Annotated in this window: 13 protein-coding genes; 6 read left to right on the forward strand and 7 right to left on the reverse strand. The window is 41.7% G+C overall.

The genetic code is table 11. The features are described from left to right. Positions 1–580: 580 nt before the first annotated feature. Together MED92_RS01325 and MED92_RS01330 are read right to left on the reverse strand one after the other, a co-directional pair. Complete coding sequence (locus tag MED92_RS01325; RefSeq protein ID WP_007019659.1) at positions 581–1,477, reverse strand: hypothetical protein; 897 nt, start codon at positions 1,475–1,477, stop codon at positions 581–583. Between the two features lie 5 nt (positions 1,478–1,482). Continuing rightward, positions 1,483–2,511 carry a glycosyltransferase family 4 protein gene (locus MED92_RS01330; protein WP_007019660.1) on the reverse strand — a complete coding sequence of 343 codons (1,029 nt, stop codon included), beginning with the start codon at positions 2,509–2,511 and terminating at the stop codon, positions 1,483–1,485. A 303-nt stretch (positions 2,512–2,814) separates the two neighbouring features. On the opposite strand from MED92_RS01330, the gene MED92_RS01335 reads away from it, so the two are divergent. Together MED92_RS01335 and MED92_RS01340 are read left to right on the forward strand one after the other, a co-directional pair. After that, entirely contained in the window at positions 2,815–3,756 is a 942-nt protein-coding gene (locus tag MED92_RS01335) for an NAD-dependent epimerase/dehydratase family protein (RefSeq protein ID WP_007019661.1), read from the forward strand. A 394-nt stretch (positions 3,757–4,150) separates the two neighbouring features. After that, complete coding sequence (locus tag MED92_RS01340) at positions 4,151–4,645, forward strand: hypothetical protein (RefSeq protein WP_154715116.1); 495 nt, start codon at positions 4,151–4,153, stop codon at positions 4,643–4,645. Between the two features lie 4 nt (positions 4,646–4,649). Here the strand turns inward: MED92_RS01340 and gap are convergent, their stop codons facing one another. Beyond that, the gene (gap, locus tag MED92_RS01345) at positions 4,650–5,660 is read right to left on the reverse strand and encodes a type I glyceraldehyde-3-phosphate dehydrogenase (RefSeq protein WP_007019663.1); all 1,011 of its coding nucleotides are present in this window, start codon (positions 5,658–5,660) and stop codon (positions 4,650–4,652) included. 143 nt (positions 5,661–5,803) lie between these two features. Between gap and MED92_RS01350 the strand changes: the two genes are divergently transcribed. The 4 genes from MED92_RS01350 to MED92_RS01365 all read left to right on the forward strand — a co-directional run bounded on the left by MED92_RS01350 (position 5,804) and on the right by MED92_RS01365 (position 8,130). After that, positions 5,804–6,508, forward strand: a complete 705-nt coding sequence (locus MED92_RS01350; protein WP_007019664.1) for a DNA-binding protein — start codon at positions 5,804–5,806, stop codon at positions 6,506–6,508. Positions 6,509–6,615: 107 nt separating this feature from the next. Next, entirely contained in the window at positions 6,616–7,059 is a 444-nt protein-coding gene (locus MED92_RS01355) for a hypothetical protein (protein ID WP_007019665.1), read from the forward strand. A 91-nt stretch (positions 7,060–7,150) separates the two neighbouring features. After that, positions 7,151–7,822: a response regulator gene (locus MED92_RS01360; RefSeq protein WP_007019666.1), complete on the forward strand. Its 672-nt coding sequence runs from the start codon at positions 7,151–7,153 to the stop codon at positions 7,820–7,822. A gap of 26 nt (positions 7,823–7,848) precedes the next feature. Further along, positions 7,849–8,130 (forward strand): hypothetical protein, encoded by a 282-nt coding sequence (locus MED92_RS01365; RefSeq protein ID WP_007019667.1) that lies wholly within the window; start codon positions 7,849–7,851, stop codon positions 8,128–8,130. A gap of 1,077 nt (positions 8,131–9,207) precedes the next feature. Here the strand turns inward: MED92_RS01365 and MED92_RS01370 are convergent. The 4 genes from MED92_RS01370 to MED92_RS01385 form a co-directional block, all read right to left on the reverse strand. Then, entirely contained in the window at positions 9,208–12,876 is a 3,669-nt protein-coding gene (locus tag MED92_RS01370) for a hypothetical protein (RefSeq protein ID WP_154715117.1), read from the reverse strand. 264 nt (positions 12,877–13,140) lie between these two features. Beyond that, the gene (locus MED92_RS01375; RefSeq protein ID WP_007019670.1) at positions 13,141–15,999 is read right to left on the reverse strand and encodes a UvrD-helicase domain-containing protein; all 2,859 of its coding nucleotides are present in this window, start codon (positions 15,997–15,999) and stop codon (positions 13,141–13,143) included. 231 nt (positions 16,000–16,230) lie between these two features. After that, on the reverse strand, positions 16,231–16,842 hold the full coding sequence (locus tag MED92_RS01380; protein WP_007019671.1) for a hypothetical protein: 612 nt from the start codon (positions 16,840–16,842) through the stop codon (positions 16,231–16,233). An 8-nt stretch (positions 16,843–16,850) separates the two neighbouring features. Further along, positions 16,851–17,066: a hypothetical protein gene (locus tag MED92_RS01385; protein WP_007019672.1), complete on the reverse strand. Its 216-nt coding sequence runs from the start codon at positions 17,064–17,066 to the stop codon at positions 16,851–16,853. Positions 17,067–17,153: the final 87 nt, after the last annotated feature.

Raw genomic sequence — 17,153 nt, forward strand, 5'->3', positions numbered from 1 at the left:
AGCCTCCTGTTGCTTATATGTCGAGCAGCAAAAATGATGCCTTTTAGTAACTGATTGTTTTTAAAGCCTTTACGTAAAAGTATGACGTTTATGGCTTTACAAACTGACTCGCAATTTGTGAGGTGTTCTCAAAATGCGATCAGGCTGCGGGTTAAATTTCTGCTCAGCGCTTATTGAATAGGGTCATAACGTGTACCGGACTATCTTCTCTGCAAGTTGGCACTGCCCTTTCTCGGCAAAAGCCAGAGCAGGCGGTGCTTTAACTGTGTTTGTAGTCAGATGCAGAAATGCGGTTAACGTTTTCTGAAAAGCAAAAGTGAATTGAGGAAAGGTGGAATAGATCTTCCCGTTAACTAAAAAACCAAAGCGTAACCGGTTGTTGTTGATTTTCTTTCTAAGGATATGGCTACCTTCTGCATTTCTATATAGCGGCAAGATTGCAATGGAACCAGGGCAGGTAGGGTGGCGGTATCCTCGGATTGTATAGGGTCCTGTATTTGCTGCGGGTACCGTACCAAGGTTTATTAAACCTGGTATGTTGCTAACGAGGCTGCTTTCAGTATCCAGACTTACCTGGAGTTTATTCTGGCTGCTCTTTACTATTTTGTTCAAAGGAGCGAGCACGGCAGTTATGAATAACAGGCTGAGTATGAGTATCCTTTTCATGGGAAATTCTCCTACGAATGCAAAGTATGGAAATAATGATGGTTGTAATTTCGATGGTCTGTTGCGCCTGGGGACCGTGCAGAAGTTCGTACCAGGATTCATTGATGGCCATTAATGCAAGGCGCAGTGAGTTTAAGGTCAGTATCATTAAGATAATGATGAGTGCACGCCATATATCTTCACTGATGAGTGATTTGTGTCGATAAAGGCTTATGCAGAGCCAAAGCAATAGAGCTAGCGAAAGATTTGTGAAGGCGGAGCAGCCGGTAAGGATAAGTAAACTATGACCACCTGTTTGAGTCAGAGTATTAGCAGAAACTTCTGCAGTGCTACTTATTAAAAGCAGAATAAAACCGCTGATAACAGCATCTATTCCTAATATCTGGTCAGCAAACAAGTTGAGAAAAGTTTGGCAAACCGGATCTCTTATAGCAATCGCTATAAGCATGATGGGAGCGATAAGATTTCTCGCACGATCAGTATTCTGGGTGAGCCAGATAGATGAGAAACCAATACAAGCGATCCAACTTAACATTGCGCTTGGTATAAGTAACAACAGGCACAGGCAGCATACACAAAACCACTGAAATTTGGTTAGAGACTTGAGTGTGCTTATTTGAGTCGATAAACCTTTGGTGCTTAGAAATACGCATAGCCATATAACAAAACTATGCCCCGCACCAGAAAGTAGCGCCTGAATTAATGGTTGGTTTTGCAGAGTATTGACCGCGGCGGGCAGAAGCGCATTAACCACGGCTATATAGCAAAGCACTGGTGCTAAATTAATCTCAAAACGGCCGTAGGTATTCATATTGATTACCTTTTAGCCAGACTATTCTGGGGACAGCGTGCAGCTAAAGCATTTTCATAGATGCTGAGTATTTGAGGGCAAACGCTTTCGTCTGAGTAATGTTTCTGTGCATGGTGATGAGCAGAAATGGAGAGGCTGGCTTTTGCCGTGGCAGGTAATGCCAGCCAATGACAAATTGCTTTGTTGAAAAGGTCTTCATCTCGATTCTGAATAATCCAGCCATTCTCAGAGTCTTTAATGAGATCTGGCAAACCGCCAATCGCGAAGCTAAGCACAGGAATACCCCTGATCATTGCTTCAAGGGCTACCAGAGGCAAGCCTTCAAATCTACTGGTGATACAGAGTAGGCCAATGTCTTTCCAGTAATCCCTCATCTCTACGTGTCCAAATAATGTCAGGTGGGGATACTGGTCTTGAAGAGTATTGTAGAGAGGACCGTCACCGTAAACATGGCAGGGCGCGTCAATGGTTTGTGTTGTTTTTGCAAAGCTGATCGGATCTTTCTCTTCGGAAAGACGGCCGACAAAAGCGATCGCTTTTCCTCTTTCGGGTAGCATTGGCAATTGTGGAACAAAGTTGGCGATTGTCGTAGATTCAGGGATCTCTTCTGCTATTTGGTGACTGACACTGATCAACGCATCGCAAAGAAATGCGCTATATCTATCAATCAGGCTGTATAGCTTTACTCTGCCTTTTCCTGGGTCGCCAGAATGAAAAGTTGAAATAACAGGGCGTTTACAGGAAAGCGCAGCCAGTCGACCAATGATTCCAGCTTTGTAGCCATGGGTGCAGAGAAGAGAAGGGCTTTCTTTAAGAAGCGAAACTAATTGGAAGCTGTTGTTTAGCGAGCGATAGCGAAGGGATGCTCTGTCTAATTCTTGTTTAAGGGGATGTGCCCCGTAATCTCGAAGAAAAACCACTTCAGAATTTAGGTTGTTACGCTTTAACCACTTTGAAAGATTCAATATGTGGCTTTCTATACCGCCATAGCTCCGACTATCAACAAGTTGATAAATACGTATACCTTCAAACATGATCTTTGCCTATTGCTCTGTTTGTTATGTTTTTGATAGAGCAAATAGTCGACCAATGAATGAAAAACCAAGGGTTTTCAACTTGTTAGCATAAGTAGTTGTCTGCTGATCCGGGCAATCTACAAATAAATGAATCAATAAGCAGTGGAATATGCAGTTTGAAAACCAGTATTCGCAAAATGCGAATCAGATTGAAACGGGAGAATTCACATGTGTGCGTAACTCATTGAAATATAAGCGCTAAATAGTTGGTAAGATAATTGCGCTCACTCTTTACAGGTAAATACCAATAAGGAGAGAGTCATGAATTATTTAATTACAGGTGGTTGCGGGTTTATAGGATCTCATCTCTGTGACTCATTGATCGGTTTAGGTCACAAGGTGAGGGTGCTTGATGATCTTTCTACGGGGGTTGTGGACTACCTTCCTTTATCTGCAGAGCTTGTGTTAGGTGATGTAACTGACCCTGCAATAGTCAAAGGTGCTATGCAGGATATGGATGGGTGTTTTCACTTGGCAGCGGTGGCATCGGTGGAGCGGTCTAACAGTGATTGGTGCGGTACTCATCGGATTAATCAGCAGGGAACAGTGAATGTTTTAGATGCTGCCAGAACCTGCAACGAAAGCCCTGTGCCTGTTGTATATGCATCTTCAGCAGCTGTATACGGTGACAATGCCACTATTCCACTTGATGAGCGGTCAACACCACGCCCTATTAGTGCATATGGTGCGGACAAATATGGCAGTGAGTTACACGCGAGGGTTGCCTGGTTAACTCATAAGGTACCTACTACAGGCTTACGATTCTTTAATGTTTATGGCCCCCGACAGAATCCCGCATCACCTTATTCAGGCGTGATTTCAATATTTATTGATCGGGTGCTAAAGGGATTGCCTTTAAAAATAAATGGGGACGGCTCGCAAACACGGGATTTTATATACGTAGCTGATGTTGTTAGTCACCTGATTAAAGCAATGACAGTCAACAAAGGCGAAGCATCAATTTTAAATGTCTGTACAGGGCAGTCTACTTCGATTACTCAGCTAGCCAAAACTTTATCGATGGTGGCTGGCGTTGAATTAAATATTCAATACCAGAATGCTCGCACAGGTGACATTTCAATATCATTGGGAGATCCGCAGAAGGCACATAGTAAACTAAAGCTATCTAAAAGAATTGAATTGGGGGAGGGGTTGCAGTTCACGCTGGACTCATTAAAAGAGCAGAAATTGAAAGCGGGTTAGCAGGTATGTAGATGTAGAGCTCTGGAATATCAACCCCCCAGGGCTCTATAGGTGCCTTGAACCCATAAGTTCAACGGGCTGGATGTTTAATTGTTTGTTATGCGAATTTTTCATGTTTATCATGCGTTTTAAATAACCACTGTAAAATCAAGGGTTTGTGATCTTTGTTTTTATTGTGGCGTTCAAAGTACTGTTATTACTGTACCTTGGTACAGTTTCTTTGTTTGAATCTTTAGCTGATACTTTCTAAAATTGATGAATAGCTCTTCAATATTTCGCTGTTTTTGAGGTGTTTGTCTAATTGGTTATATTGCGTTGCAGTATGACTGCTATACTGAAGATAACAGGTCAAGGGATGTCCTGTAGTCTACAAGACAGAATGTTGGGCAGGGTTATGGCAGATTTACAGAAAGGTTTAATGGTGCTTCTGGTAGCTGGTTTCATCGGCTACGCGGGCTTTGCAATGTTAGATATTGAGTATCTCTCTCAGTCGCCAACCGCTGTAACTAAGGCTGGGTCCGCTGATGTGTCTGAAAAGGATTTGCAGGCGATCATGGATGGCGAAGACCCTACCGAGGTGCTTGAGCCTACGGCTGCAGGTAAGTCTCTTAATTATATTTGTGACACTGGCTACATAGCAGGTGACATGGATAAAAACCGCTTTTCAAAAATTAGTTATGCCTCTATAGCTCATGAGGGCAAAACTTACATTCAAATCTCTCGTTATTCTCCTACTTACCTTATTCAGGAAAACTATCAGATAGTTTCAGCAACTGAGGTTAGGGATATTCCGGCAGAGATTAAAAACATGTTGGATAGAAAAATAAAAAATCCTGCCGAATGTGATCAGCAGGATCTGTATCTTTCTAACATACGCCACCTTAAATAAGTCTTTATCTTAGAAACCTACCCAGGTAGGAGGCTGTATCTAGCATCCTGTTAGAGAAGCCCCATTCATTGTCGTACCAGGCAAAAACTTTTTTCAGGTTGTCGCAGCTGATTGTCTGTGTAGCATCGAAAATGCAGGATTCAGAGTGATGGTTAAAATCAACTGAGACCAGTGGTTTATCATTGTATGCAATGATCTCTTTAAACTGATTGCTGGCTGCCTCAAGCAATAGCTGATTTAAATCTTCTACGCTGCAAGGTTTGTTTGGAATGAAACTGAGGTCTACTAAAGAAACATTGCTGGTCGGTACGCGAACGGCCATGCCGGATAGTTTGCCTTCCAGCTCAGGTAGCACCAGGCCAACCGCTTGTGCGGCGCCGGTTCTCGTTGGAATCATTGAGGTGGCAGCAGCCCTGGCTCGATAAAGATCGCCGCTAAACGCATCGGTAAGATGCTGATCGTTTGTGTATGCGTGTATTGTGGTCATTGTGCCTGAGGTGATGCCGAATCGATCATTAATGACTTTGGCCATAGGGGCCAGGCAGTTAGTTGTACAAGATGCATTGGATATAACGATATCTTCGGTTTTGATCGATGTGTGGTTTACACCATAAACCACGGTGGCGTCAGCGTCTTTTGCGGGAGCTGATACTAACACCCGCTTTGCACCGTTGTGAATATGTTGCATGGCAGTTGTTTTATCTGTGAATAGCCCTGTGCACTCAAAGACAATATCAATGTCTAAGCCACCCCAGGGAAGGGCGGAAAGCGCTTTCTCTCGAAAAACGGTGATTTGATCGCCGTCCACTATCAGTTTGTTATCACTTGAACTTACCTTGTGTTTGAATTTGCCGTGAACACTGTCGTACTCAGTAAGATGGGCATTCACTTCAGGATCGCAAAGGTCATTGATGGCAATAATCTGAAGATTATTGCGGTGTTTAGATTCGTATAACGCGCGGAGTATGTTTCTACCAATTCTTCCGTAGCCATTTATTGCGATACGTAACGCCATAATATTGCTCCTATCCAGCGTGTCTCAATATCAGCATAGACGATAACTTAGTGTTTTGAATGGAGTTATTGCAAATAGACTCCGCTTGATAAACAAACAATATTGATTAGAATATGTATCAAGTGATACATATTGGATATCGTATGAAACACATTAAAAGCACGCAGCAGCTTGCTAAGGATGCGGCTGATGAGCTTCTTGAGCTAGGGGTGCGGCCTACTCAGCAAAATGTGCGTGAGCGTATCGGCACCGGCTCCATTACAACGATCAACAAGGCTTTAAATAGCTGGTGGGTGGAGCTTGGGCAGAGGCTTAAGGCTCAGTCTTCTCATCCGTCGATTCCGGATCCGCTGGCAGAAAGTATGGATAAGCTTTGGCGGCAGGCGCTTGAGCATGCCAAGAGCGAGTTTTCAGATGCGGCTTCTGGTCTTGAGCGCAAATATCAGGCTAAGCTTAAAGAGCTTAAGCAGGATGGTGCTGAGGATCAGGGTGAGCTAAAGCAGCTTCGCGAACAGTGTTTGCGTCTACTGCAGGACGTGGAGAGGCTTTCAGGTGAGAAGAGAGATATTTCATTGGAGCTCTCTGCCGCAGAGAATAAGCTGATAGTTGTGACACTTGAAAATGAAAGGCTTGAGCGACAGGTGAAGCAAGCGGATCTGCTTGCAGGTTCTGGTGGTAAAGGTATTGATGATTATATTGAGCTAAGGGTTGAGAATCGCTCTCTGGCTGATGAGTGTGCGCGGCTTAAGAGTCAGCTGGAATTTGAGGTGTCCTCAAAGGCAGAGCTTCAGCGGGAGCTCTCTGGTGCTATGCAGAAAATTGCGGTGCTGGAAGCCAGGGGTAGTTAATGCACTTGTTGGTGGTTAATGATAATCTAGTTGCTGGCTTTTCGGTGCTTAATGCGGCAAGCGAGGCCTTCAGGTGATTATTCAGGTGGCAAAGGTAACTGTTTGAAATGGATATTAATTTAAGTCCAGAGGCTGAGTATGAGGAGATTGTTAATGCTCTTCATCAGTGTGGTCCTGAAGATGCCGTATGTTGCGAAACGGAGTCGCTTTTTAAAAAGGCCAAAAAGCTCCTTATTCAAGAAAAGCTGAAGGATGTAACAATACAGCTGCTTGATTCTGATGGTTATGCCGTTCGCCAGGTAACAAGCAAGCCTAAAGCGGTTAACAAGGATCAGCTAACTGGAAGGCAGATAGCGGTTGTTAAGGCGCTGGAAAAGGTGCTAATGCACTGTAAAAAAGAGGGTATTCAGCTAGTAGGTTACAGTGATGAGCTGGTAGCTCTGCCTGCGCATATCGCTCCTGAAGATGTGGCTAGTGCCTCTGCGGTCGATATTAATTGCTATGATGCATATAAAGGTGCGGATAGTGTCTTGCCTGAGACGGCGCTTTAATTAATAATGCTGATTGCTTTAAAGGCTAATAACTAGCTGTTTTATAAAGATTTAGCTTTCATTTGAATTGGGTCTGCAAAAGGAACCGTGCATGTCTAGCCCTATTAAGATACTGCTGGTAGATGACCATCCTCTGGTTAGAGCGGGCTTTCAGCGTCTGCTGATTTCTGATGAGAGCATTGAGATCGTTGGCGAGGCTGATAATGGCCAGTCTGCCTGCGAAATGTACGCAAGCCATATGCCTGATGTGGTGATAATGGATCTGAATATGCCTTCAGATGCCAATACCGAAGAGATGAGCAATAACCTTAATGGTGGGCTTGAGGCGATCAGGCGTATCATTTCGCATGACCCTAAAGCAAAAGTGCTTGTTCTTACTGCAATGGAGATAGATCCATTTCCTGCGCATGTGGTTAATGCTGGTGCTAAGGGGTTTCTCACTAAGCGCTGCGCGCCTGATGAGCTTCTGGAGGCTGTTAAGGCTATTCATGCAGGTGAGGAATATATAACCGAAGAAATTCGCTTGAGAATTACTGAGGGCGGTTCTGCTGATGGCGCCTCTCTGGCGAGTCTGACTAAGCGCGAGTTGCAGATTTTCTCACTTCTGGCGGAGGGGCGAACGGTCTCTATTGTTGCTGAGGAGATGTTTCTAAGCCCAAAAACTGTTCATGCCCACCGCACAAATATTTTCCGAAAACTAAAAATTTCTAACAATTCAGAGCTGGTTCATCTAGCAATTCGTCATAATATCGTCCAAGCTTAAATTATCTTCAAGCAGAGGGTGTTGTTATGAGTGTGTTGGACTTTACCGAATTGCATCTCGAAACCGAATTGCTTTGGAATGAAATTTCAGTTGGCGACAGTGTTATGCTGGATGCTGATCTGTACGAATCTAACTCCTTTCAGCTTCATAAGTATCAGCCTTATGAGGTTCTCGCAAAGTTGCACTCAATTGCTCCTGAGCCTTCCATGCTGGTTGTGAAATCAGATGTGACAGGCGAATTGATAAATCTTCATCCTGCCTTATTGTGCAGCTACCAGTCGGCTCAGCAGCCTGTATCCAGGGCTTAGCTTCTCTTTAATTCCTTGCTGGTTTTGGTCGGGCAGGGTGTTGATCTGTCCAGGGCGCCAAATCTAAGTGCGATCTGTTGAAAGTTATATGCTGCTTTTTTCTGATACCAATTCTTCAAAACGCTTACTTAGCTATTGATATTAAAAGATTAATTGTCTCTTTTTAAAGTGGTTTCTAGCAGGCATTTCAGTTTATTGATTGTATGTTTTTTTGTTCTCTAGTTCGGATGGACGTGTTTGTATGAAATTTAAGCGCCTGGCTTGTTGGGGTCGATAGGTTTCAGCTTTATAAGGCAGATAGTAATTATTCTGTGTTTGGTGGTGTGGATTTGCATCCAGCTAGGTGTTTGGCGCTTAGGTTAATGATTAATTGCCTGTGTGTTCAGGGTATTTGTTTCTTATCTGGGTTGTCGGCTGTGCTAGCGGGCTTTTTTTTTGTGCAAGTGCAGATTGTTTATTTCCTTTGTAGTTATTGGTGCGATGGCTGTCTGGTTGCAGATCTTTGTTTGCTGCGCGTGTGTTTTGGGTTTGTGTGCGTCTGGTTGAGTGGTTGCGAATTGGGCTGTCTGGGTCGCAGGTTAATTCGAATTATTCATCTTGGTTGGTTTGGTAATTTAGGCGGGATTGCTGAGCATAATGGGTGTCAGTCGACATGGTTTTTTGCGCGTTCTGTGCGGGTAATTATAACTTGATAGTAAGTCTTAGCTAATTTGTTAGCCCGGAAGTTGCAGGATATGTATATGCGTATAATATATATTATGTTAAATAGAGTAATTATGAATGTATAGGTATTCCCCTAGAATGTGTTAATGGAACTTAAGCGTGAGATTGATCTCACAGTAAAGTAAAAACTCAAGACTAGTTCTGGCCTGCTCTAGCCTGTTAGTTATTACTTTCATGATATGAGGTGTTGGAAGTTAAGAGTGAGATCTATCTAATTTGTGCGCTATGTAGATCTTGTTTGCGTATATGCCTCTATCGTGCGGAGAGCTTCGAAGAATGTTTTTTTGTGGGTGAAGTGTCGAAAAGAGCAACGTAGCGCACGTAGCTCTTTTGACTTGTTCTGACAACAGCACATTATTCTGTTAAGTCAGGCTCTTTAGTTTTTGTATCGAGTTTGTAGAGTTCTTCATATGAAATGAAGTCGACCTCTTCTATAAATTTCCTGCTGGAGCTAAAAGTCATAGGAACGGTATTTGAAAACACTACATAGGCCTCTAGCGAATATGTCTCATTCATTCCCAGCTTCTTACCCAGTCGATCCTTATGTTCGTTCAACTTTTGAACTCTTAACACATGCTTAAGCAATCGATCATTCTTTTGCTTACCGTTCTTGTTAGTTGATACACCGCGAAAATCTTGGATTTGTCCTGCAATCTCACCCTGAGTCTTGGCAAGTTGCAAATCTTTACACTCTATTGCTAACACTTTCCTTAGCCTGGTTGACCACGCTAAAACATCAACATCACCTAAATCCTGCTCTATTTTTAACTGCAGAAGCTCTGGTAACCCTTTCTCTTCCAGAGTTGACCACCCTAGTTCTTGTAGTTTTATATTCACTTCGGAGTTAAATGTTAGTCCTGCTTGCTTTCTTTTCGCTCCTATCCACTTCCTCATCGGCTTTGTTCTGAAGTGCTGATCGTCAAGTTCTGCGCGAAAGCAAATTCTCAGAAAATAGAAGAAACATTTAGTAATTAGCTTTGGTGATACTAAGTAGCTGTTATTCGTAAGCTTAATGATGGGTTTGCATGACAATGAGAATCTTCTTCTGAATTTCCAAGGGTAAGCGTCACTTGGTTTGTATGGTTCTGGAATTTCTTCCCAGCTACTTCTTGGATGTACTGACAGAGCAATTAGCATTTTGTTAACTTGATCTGACGTTAATGTCTGACAAGCTTCGCAGATCTCTTCTAAATCCGCTTTATATACGAGCTGCTCCTTATGAATACCTAGATCCCGCAGTCCATTTAGAAGCTCTATAGGGGCCTCAATTGAAAAGCCAAATTCTTGTTCCCATGCGAATTCAAATGTTTCATCTAATCTAAACTTTTCGTTAGTAACAACAGCTTCAGTCAAGTTTTCTTTATAGTTGATTTCATTTTCTTTCAATATGTCTTCATTTAACTGACGAGCATAATTTTGAACAACCTCTTCCATAAATGATTGATCAAACATTACATCACCAAAGTTTGAAATGATGATTGTTGGCTCTACCGCATCATAATATATAGCCTCTCTCAATCCTCCTAGATGGTGAATCATGGACGCTAAACAAAGTAATTCTTGTACTTCAATTATGCCTGGTCGCTCCCCATGTTCTTCAGGGCATTCACACAGAGCCATCTCTACTACTAATCTTGAAGTAAGTGAAGCTGCGTTTAGCTCACCAAGGTGTTGGTTGACTACATCTAATAATTCTTCGTAATCCTTCTGTAATGCCTTGTTGGCTTTTATCGTTCTTTTCCATCGTTTTTTTTGCGTATCCGCAATTTCGATATTTTCTAAAAGCAATGTCAGCAACTGATCCCTATTGTAAATGAGCAATAGGCTGTTAATTTTGGCGACCAAATAATTGATTAATTCATCTAAATATTTCCCACACTGAGCTTTCCCCTTGAGAGTATTCCCCTCTGCCCTATTCCTTACTTGCCATCCCATATCAATTTTGATGTTTTGTTCATCAATTCTTTCTACGGAAATTGGTTCCTGCTTTTCTGTAAGGAAATATTCACTGTATTCTTTTGCTACAAAGGCATGTACATAACGAGCGTCATAATTACAGAACACTTGGTCAATAATCTGGTCAGTATTTACATCAATGTACTTGGAAGAATACTCTGCAAGTGCGCGGAGCATTGCACGCTCGGTATAGTTATATTCTGATCTCAAACCGTCTATTAATATGCTTGGGAAGCTAGTCTCTAGCACTTCTCCCTTGTAACGATTTTGATAGCATTTTGATAAAGCTTGATAGCTAGGTGTAGGTCTAATTTTTTGCCAATCATCTCTAATGTTGAGCGAGAGCCTCCACAATTTAATGTGCTTATGAAGTTTTTCTGCGTTGACTGGCCCAATCTTGATAAAGAACTTATTGACCCACGCTAATAGTGCCTCGAACAATCTGCACTGTAAGTCGATATCCATACTTGGGGATACAGTGCTTTCAATCCATAGACTTAACGTTTTATCAAAAAATACTGCTCTAAAGCACTCAGGATCAAAATTGCTTGGTACGTAAATAGACTCTCTTTCATTAACTGAAAATATAGATTCAGGGTATCCTTTAGACACACCGATATCTCCGACTTCAGGGTGGTGCAATATAAAAACTTCATTGTCGGTTATTGCTTTTTGGCGGATATCAAGCTGACAATTATTTGGGATTGCTAATACAATTGAGCTGTTTTCGTGCTGCGCATCTACAAAATCTTTGTGCTGTATAATTCCGTAGTCATTTTGCTTTGAGAAGCCATAGAGATTAAGAAATCCGTTGTAGTTTATTAGTGTTAACCCAAGCTTTCTGAGCTTACTTTCTGATTCAGTTAATCTCCAAATTTTGTGCGGTGTACAGTCCTTATCCTTGCTGATCGTATCAAGGTCATGGATGTTTGTTGCTAGTATCCTCCAGTTATCTTTGTCAGAAAATCTAAAGTTGAGACCAATCCCCTGACCGTGCCCACATAGAACGATTATTGAGCAGCCTTGTCCTCTTTCTTTATGAGAAAGCATACCTCTTCTGGCGTGGTTAATACGATCATCAAGATATGAAGAAACGGAGTCACTAGGCTTATCAATGCCTGCGAACCAATCATTGTGTAACTTGCCACAGCTTTGATAAATAAAGATGAAATGAAAAAAGTAGTTCCTATCGAACTCAATAATAGATTCAGCGATGCGGTACTTAGCACTGACTGGTAGAGTTCTGAATACTACTGGTAGACCTTCGAATTTTCCGTAAATTTTTAGAGCATTAATCCTCTGTAAAAGCTGATAGGAAATTAGGTCATCGCACGTAGTTACAGGGTATTCTGACTGCAAATACGAAAGGATGAGTCTTTTGAGGCAAGTTATAACTGAAGATGGAAGAAGGCAAATAGTTCTATCTTGCCTCCTTATGAATGGTGCTTCTTCTAAGTCACTGTTTCCGAGTTCTTGCTTATAAATATTTTGAAACTTGTCTTCCTGAAGACTTGGTATTGCTGTTGGCTTTTGAGGTATTGTTACGCGGTTTATACATTCCCTTATATTTAAGTAATCTTTCTTTTGTATTGTTTTTAGCTTTGACGGATACCCCAGCTCACCAACTTCTAAGCTGCCTCTGGAGATTAGTTCATCGGATATTTCTAAAATGGTTTTGATTTTTTCGGTAAAGCGTTTATCAGCTTTTACTCTTTCCTCAACCAACTGCAAGTAGGTTTGTGTTTGGTAAATCCCTCCTTCCCATAAGCCAGTTGCAACCTTGTATTTTTTTCCGTCAAACCACAGAGAATCAATGAAAACATCTTCTGCAGGATCTTCCATAATTTGGAAGCCAGCTTTACTAGCCTTTTCTAGTAACCTGGTAACTAAATCAACCGTTGGCGGTTTAGAGCCACTGCATAGTGATATACATAGGCCAATGAGTTTTTCTAAGCTAAATTGCTTTGTTTGATATTGAGGTATTAATGTCAGGCTAGAAAAAACTGCTGCAGTTTCAATTGGGTCATAATTTTTCAATATAGGCTTGAAAATTTTCTCAATTCGCAAGTTTCCCTCATAGCCGTTCGAGAAAGGCATAAGTGGACTTTGCTCTGAAAGTGTTTTGGATTTGTTGTGCTTCAGGAGTTTTCATTAACTTTTTTCTTTGCCTTCAGTCTCATTTTTTTTGATTTTTCTCTTAGTAACAGCCTTTTTCTTTTGCGTTTTTTTCGAAACTTTCATCCTTGAACCTATAATTTATGAGCTGAAATGATGAGCATTGGCGTTCTATAGCTGTATCAATATGAGTAAATAAAATCCTTAAAAATATTATCATTCTGGAGGCTCAATGAATTTTTGCCTATGGCAGCAACTACTTCCAACTGAACGATAGTTCTCACAGCCCCAAAACTTTCCATAGTGGCTTTCTCTCATCATCAAATTTCCACCACATTCAGGACAAATAGGAATCCACCAACTGCAGCTTGAATTGGAGCAAATTCTGTATTCATTGCTGTTGTTCATAGTGCTGTTGCATCTTGGGCATGTACTCTCTTTATAATTACATAGAGGATAATTACTACATCCCATAAACGTGCCATGAGGCCCCTCTCGCTTTATAAGTGTCCCAGATTCACATGATCTACAGCGGCGTTCTTTAGCTTCTGACTGCTCTTTATCAATTCCAAACTCATCCAGAGTTAGTTCATATTTATCTTTGACTAGTTCTTTCACAAAAGAAGAGGCTTTGGTCATATCTGCTATTAGGTAGCAACGATGCTTAGCTCGAGTTATTGCTACGTAAAAAAGTCTGCGTTCTTCTGCTTCAGGATACTCTTCCGCTTTAGGTAGAAGTTCTTCGATCAGAGGGTGTGTGAGCTTCTTAGACGGGAATCCGTGCTTACCATTATCCAAGCCTACAATAATCACAAAATCAGCCTCCTTGCCCTTAGAGGCATGAAATGAAAGCTGTGATATTTCCAAGTTAGGAAACATTGATCTAATGTGTCTGAGCTGGGAACTCTCAAAGAGCTTGAAATGATACCTGGCCAGAACGTATACCGTTGCCCCTGGTTTGGCTGTTTCTGAAATCCTCGTAAGAACTGAAACTACATGCCCATAATAATCATCGCTAATGATGTTCTTTCTGATGAGGGAAACTGAGGGTTGATCTACATGTAAATGTGAATGCATCTCTTTTTTTACTTGCGATGGATTCTTCATCACAAACCGAGACGCAACATCTCCAATCTTGTTATTGAACCTGAAGGTTTTATCTAAAGAAATTGTCTTTGTAGCCCCAAACATCTGATCGAAACCAGTTGTTAGACCAACATCGCTACCTGTGAACCTGTATATTGCTTGCCAGTCATCCCCAACACAGAATATAGAAGTGTTCTTTCTGGAATCCCGTAACTTCTTTACCAGTTCAGCCCTTGGGAATGAAATATCCTGAAATTCATCAACCAGAATAAATTTCCAATGAGATTTGAATCTGCCATCTTCAACATAGGAGATAGCTTTATGGATCATATCTTCAAAGTCTATTTCCCTATTCCCTGCCAAGTGGTCCTCATAGCGCCTGATAATAGGCTCAAGTAGTTCCGCAGCAGCTACAAGCTGAGGGCTTTCTTTCTTGTTCTTGAGAGCCTCTAGGCAAGAACCTGCTGATTTAAATTGCTTTAAGAGAGCTGATAACAGGGAAGAGAAGTTTGTAACTGCACCGAACTCACGTAATGTGTTCAGCATTGAGTCAGCAGGAAGCGGATTAAATTTAACACCTTGCAAAGCAAGCTTGGTTTCAAGGTTTGCGAGGAGTTCTCCTTCTACCTGTTCATGGTGATAGGTTTCAATAAGTACTGTTTCATGCTCTTCATGCAGAGCTCTTTTCCAGTTAATGCCTTCCCAGTACTTATCTTTATCTACATATGGTGCAGTGCTCCCTTGTTTATCTATACCAAAGTGTTCGAGGTATATCTGATATTGGGGTAGATAGAAGTCAGGCTTGTACTGTCGGAAGTCAGGCGTCCTTGTGTTGGCTTCTTGGTAATCAACTTCATACTTGTATTCGATACCCATTGAGTACAGCCAATTAGCGATCAAGCATTCCTCAAAGCTTTTTACGTTCTCTCCTTTGAATGTTCTGATCTCATTAGCTCGAATGTATTCGTAGTAATCACCTTGGGTCTCAAATTCAAAGGGATTGGCTTCAGGAAAGAGGTATTGCTCAAAGTACTGCAAGACTAGTTCTTTGTACTTGGTATCACTGAGAAGTGATGAGAACCATTGATCCACATAGCTTGTGAACAGCTTTTCATCTGTTGCTAATGGAGAGATTGAAGGTTTCTCCCCTTCTACGTCTGAAATGATTTTCTGGCCTAATACATGGAACGTATAAGCTGCTACATTCGATACACCAAGCTTCTCCTGAATCCGTTCTCGCATCTCCGCCGCAGCTTTATTCCCATAAGCCAATAGCAGTATTTCATGACCTACAGCTTGCTTGCTCTCAATCAGATAAGCTGTTTTGCCAATCATCGTGCTAGTTTTGCCTGTCCCTGCACCTGCTAGAACCAAATTGTTATCTTCGTCAGTGATGCAGGCTAAGCGTTGTTTGTCGGTAAGAGGATTGGATTCAATCTTATCGAATAAAGTCCCATGCTCAGCCAGTTGTTGCTCTATATACCTGTTACGTAATGAATCGATAAATGCGGGGTTTCTAGACGACCAATTTCTTAATGTCCCGTAGAGGGCAATAAGGTCGGATGGCAATGCATTATAAGAGTCAGTGTCAGGGAGTTTAGTTTTACCGAGTGCACTTGAAGCAAAAGCACTGATCTTCTCTACATGGCTAGTCCTGATATAGTGAACTTTACTGAGCTTCTCATTAATTCTATTTAACGCCTGCTTTGCAGTCGTCGAATGAAAGTAATAGAAATGCTGGAATGCTTGTTGAACTAACTTGCCTGTTTCTGATTTAGGTAGAAAACGGATCGTCTCTTCACCGACTTCGAGGCTGCTGAAAAACCAACCATTAGAACATTTGGGAACGTCAGATAATAAGTCCCAAGTAACGAGCTCACGCTCACCTCTGTTGGTAAGAAATATGCCATCAACGGTGATCTCAATTTCTTGGGGCTGTTTACCGAAGAGCTTGGAAAGAAAGCCTGGTTTGACTGTTAGCTTGTCCATAAACTAAGAATTATTATTCCTTTAGAAGCTGTATCCAATTAGCTTAAACCTAACATGAATTAAGCTGAAGTCATCTAGATTTTTCAGTATATAAGCCCACTAAATCAATTAATTAATAAGTTTTCCTATAAATTAGGATAACAGCTACATAAAACAGTATTAGTGGCCCAAATCTGTGGCTCTGCAAACCATGAAGAGTTTTCATAGTTGCATAGGCACGTAAGTAATTATTTAACTTGGTCTCAAAATTTTGATGCGTTCTAGTGCTTCTTTGTTTGAAATGAGCCCGTGTGTCGCTAGTCTTGCAATATCTATTTGCTCATCGCTAAGATGCAGATTTGATAGTTTCAGGTTCCCTCTGACCACATTCAGCAGAGCATCTATGGGTAATTCTGATTCAAGCAACGGTTTTAGAATTAAACCACGTTGCAAGTAGAATCTTTCTACATCGTGCCAGTAGATACCCCAATTATCAGGCTCACGTGTGCCATCATTGTCGAGTAGTACAAAGGCGCTACCCATGAAATATTCGTCCCACTCTTCTTTCAGCCTGAGGTGTAGCAAAGTTGCTTCAAGTACAGAGTATCGTGCTACATGACCGCTCCGTTTTGGCACGCAACTCATAAAAACTTGTGAGCCTAGAAGTAACGCAATACCTCTGAGGTGGCAGTAACGCCTAGCATTCGCATCCATAGATTCAGGACCATAATTTTCAGGACCCCTGAAAAGGTTAGCTTTATAATCCTCCCAGTCGCTTAATAGGCCCAGTTCTATAAGCAGTGCTTCAAATTCCTCACTACGACCTATGGTCTCTTCGTCATCTAGCTCAATACAGAATCCCATTTTGAACCTCAGTGTGTATGAACGTTTACAAGTTTGCGCATATTCTTAACGTCCCCACCCTCAAGGAGAGGCTGAAGTAGTGCATGATCTATTCCAATAAGCAGTGCTGTAGCGACTAATTTAGTCATTTCAAGCTCGGATTCAGGGCTAATAGCTGGTGGGCAGTGACAAATAACGAGCTTGAAAGCTTCTTGGTTGATCCCCTGGTAAAAATCGCTGTTCATTGTTAGCCCCTTGCACTGAAATAACTGTCTTCAGTTAAGCACAATACGACATGTAGGAAAAAGAATTCTCTTCATGTTTGCGGCCGC

Origin of the sequence: Neptuniibacter caesariensis, from assembly GCF_000153345.1 — a bacterium.
In the GTDB taxonomy this organism is placed as follows: Bacteria; Pseudomonadota; Gammaproteobacteria; order Pseudomonadales; family Balneatricaceae; genus Neptuniibacter; species Neptuniibacter caesariensis.